The following is a 3387-nucleotide window of genomic DNA, read 5'->3' as shown; positions in this document are numbered from 1 at the left end:
GGGGGGTCGGGTGCGTTCAGAACCGCACAGTGGACGCGAGACAGCAAAGCTTGGAGGAGTGTGTGGTCAAGCCCTCGGCCTGTTAGTACCGGTCAGCTCGCACGCCTTGCGGCGCTTCCACTTCCGGCCTATCAACCCGCTGGTCTGGGCGGGGGCCTTACCCGGTTGCTCCCGGTGAGAGACCTCATCTTGAAGCGAGCTTCCCGCTTAGATGCTTTCAGCGGTTATCCCTGCCGAACGTAGCCAACCAGCAGTGCACCTGGCGGTACAACTGGCACACCAGAGGTTCGTCCGTCCCGGTCCTCTCGTACTAGGGACAGCTCTTCGCAAGTCTCTTACGCGCACGGCGGATAGGGACCGAACTGTCTCACGACGTTCTAAACCCAGCTCGCGTACCGCTTTAATGGGCGAACAGCCCAACCCTTGGGACCTACTCCAGCCCCAGGATGCGACGAGCCGACATCGAGGTGCCAAACCATCCCGTCGATATGGACTCTTGGGGAAGATCAGCCTGTTATCCCCGGGGTACCTTTTATCCGTTGAGCGACACCGCTTCCACCTGCCGGTGCCGGGTCACTAGTCCCAGCTTTCGCTCCTGCTCGACCCGTCGGTCTCACAGTCAAGCTCCCTTGTGCACTTGCACTCGACACCTGATTGCCAACCAGGCTGAGGGAACCTTTGGGCGCCTCCGTTACATTTTGGGAGGCAACCGCCCCAGTTAAACTACCCACCTGACACTGTTCCTGATCCGGCTCACGGACCGAGGTTAGACATCCAATTCGACCAGAGTGGTATTTCAACGGCGACTCCACCGACACTGGCGTGCCGGCTTCCCAGTCTCCCACCTATCCTACACAAGCCGAACCGAACACCAATATCAAGCTGTAGTGAAGGTCCCGGGGTCTTTCCGTCCTGCCGCGCGTAACGAGCATCTTTACTCGTAGTGCAATTTCGCCGAGCCTGTGGTTGAGACAGCTGAGAAGTCGTTACGCCATTCGTGCAGGTCGGAACTTACCCGACAAGGAATTTCGCTACCTTAGGATGGTTATAGTTACCACCGCCGTTTACTGGCGCTTGAGTTCTGAGCTTCGCCTCGCGGCTAACCCGTCCCCTTAACGTTCCAGCACCGGGCAGGCGTCAGTCCGTATACCTCGTCTTACGACTTCGCACGGACCTGTGTTTTTAGTAAACAGTCGCTTCTCACTGGTCTCTGCGGCCCCCTCCCGCTGCCCACGGCGTGCGTGTTCACGGGCGAGGGCCCCCCTTCTCCCGAAGTTACGGGGGCATTTTGCCGAGTTCCTTAACCACAGTTCGCTCGATCGCCTCGGTATTCTCTACCTGACCACCTGAGTTGGTTTGGGGTACGGGCCGCTCGGAACTCGCTAGAGGCTTTTCTCGGCAGCATAGGATCATCGGATTCGCCTCATTCGGCTACGCGTCAGGCCTCACCCTGCATGCGCCACGGATTTGCCTATGGCGCGGGCCACACCCTTGCACCGGTACCACCACTCACCGGCCCGACTACCTTCCTGCGTCACCCCATCGCTTGCCTACTACCAGCTCGGGTCCCCAGCTACTCCCACCCCGACCCCGAAGGGGCGGAGCGGTTTCGGTGGGTCAGCATCACTGGCCTCGGCAGGGGCGTTCCTTCGCGGGTACGGGAATATCAACCCGTTGTCCATCGACTACGCCTGTCGGCCTCGCCTTAGGTCCCGACTCACCCTGGGCGGATTAGCCTGGCCCAGGAACCCTTGGTCTTCCGGCGGGGGAGGTTCTCACTCCCCTCTCGCTACTCATGCCTGCATTCTCACTCGCGTGGCGTCCACGGCTGGCTTCCGCCGCCGCTTCACCCGCCACACGACGCTCCCCTACCCACCCCGCCCCCTGGCCGGCCCTCCCGCAGGAGACCCGACGGAGTATCGGCGGAGTGCCACGGCTTCGGCGGTGTGCTTGAGCCCCGCTACATTGTCGGCGCGGAACCACTTGACCAGTGAGCTATTACGCACTCTTTCAAGGATGGCTGCTTCTAAGCCAACCTCCTGGTTGTCACTGCGATCCCACATCCTTTTCCACTTAGCACACGCTTAGGGGCCTTAGCCGATGATCTGGGCTGTTTCCCTCTCGACTACGAACCTTATCGCCCGCAGTCTCACTGCCGCGCTCTCACTTACCGGCATTCGGAGTTTGGTTGACGTCAGTAACCTTGTGGGGCCCATCGGCCATCCAGTGCTCTACCTCCGGCAAGAAACACGCGACGCTGCACCTAAATGCATTTCGGGGAGAACCAGCTATCACCGGGTTTGATTGGCCTTTCACCCCTACCCACAGCTCATCCCCCAGGTTTTCAACCCTGGTGGGTTCGGTCCTCCACGCGGTCTTACCCGCGCTTCAACCTGGCCATGGGTAGATCACCCGGCTTCGGGTCTAGAGCACGCGACTCACACGACGCCCTGTTCGGACTCGCTTTCGCTACGGCTACCCCTCACGGGTTAACCTCGCCACGTACCGCTAACTCGCAGGCTCATTCTTCAAAAGGCACGCCATCACCGGCCCGCCACGAGGACGAGATTCCCGGCTCTGACGGCTTGTAGGCACACGGTTTCAGGTACTATTTCACTCCCCTCCCGGGGTACTTTTCACCTTTCCCTCACGGTACTCGTCCGCTATCGGTCACCAGGGAGTATTCAGGCTTAGCGGGTGGTCCCGCCCGATTCACACCGAATTCCACGGGCTCGGTGCTACTTGGGAACATCTGCAAAGGAAGAGACCGGGCTTTCGAGTACGGGGCTCTCACCCTCTACGGCGACCCCTTCCAGAGGCCTTCCTCTAACCCGGATCTTTTCTGACTTCCCGCCGGTCCGGCAGAACCGGCACACACACGTCCCACGACCCCGCCTCCACAACCCCTGCCGGGTCTCACATGGAAACGGTTTAGCCTCGATCCGCTTTCGCTCGCCACTACTCACGGAATCACGGTTGTTTTCTTCTCCTGTGGGTACTGAGATGTTTCACTTCCCCACGTTCCCTCCACACGCCCTATGTGTTCAGGCGCGGGTCACACCACATGACTGGTGCGGGGTTTCCCCATTCGGACACCCTCGGATCAACGCTCGGTTGGCAGCTCCCCGAGGCTTATCGCAGCCTCCCACGTCCTTCATCGGCTCCTGGTGCCCAGGCATCCACCGTGTGCCCTCAACATCTTGGCCACACAAAAATCCACCCTCACCATCCCGAACCCCGAAAGGAACCGGACCGACAAGGGCGGAACACCTACAAACCATCGAACTGAAGCTCCGACCCGCAGGTCGGAGCCCATAAGATGCTCGCGTCCACTGTGCAGTTCTCAACGACCGACCCGTCACCCGCCCCCACTGACCCCACCGGCCC

1 rRNA gene is annotated in these 3387 nt (G+C 60.5%); it reads right to left on the bottom strand.

Annotated elements, in window-relative coordinates:
• Nucleotides 1-62: 62 nt before the first annotated feature.
• Nucleotides 63-3206 (bottom strand): 23S ribosomal RNA (locus ACI796_RS23100).
• Nucleotides 3207-3387: the final 181 nt, after the last annotated feature.

The organism is Geodermatophilus sp. SYSU D00525, from assembly GCF_054050475.1.
Note: the sequence above shows the minus strand (reverse complement) of the source record. Positions and strands in the feature narration are given on the sequence as shown.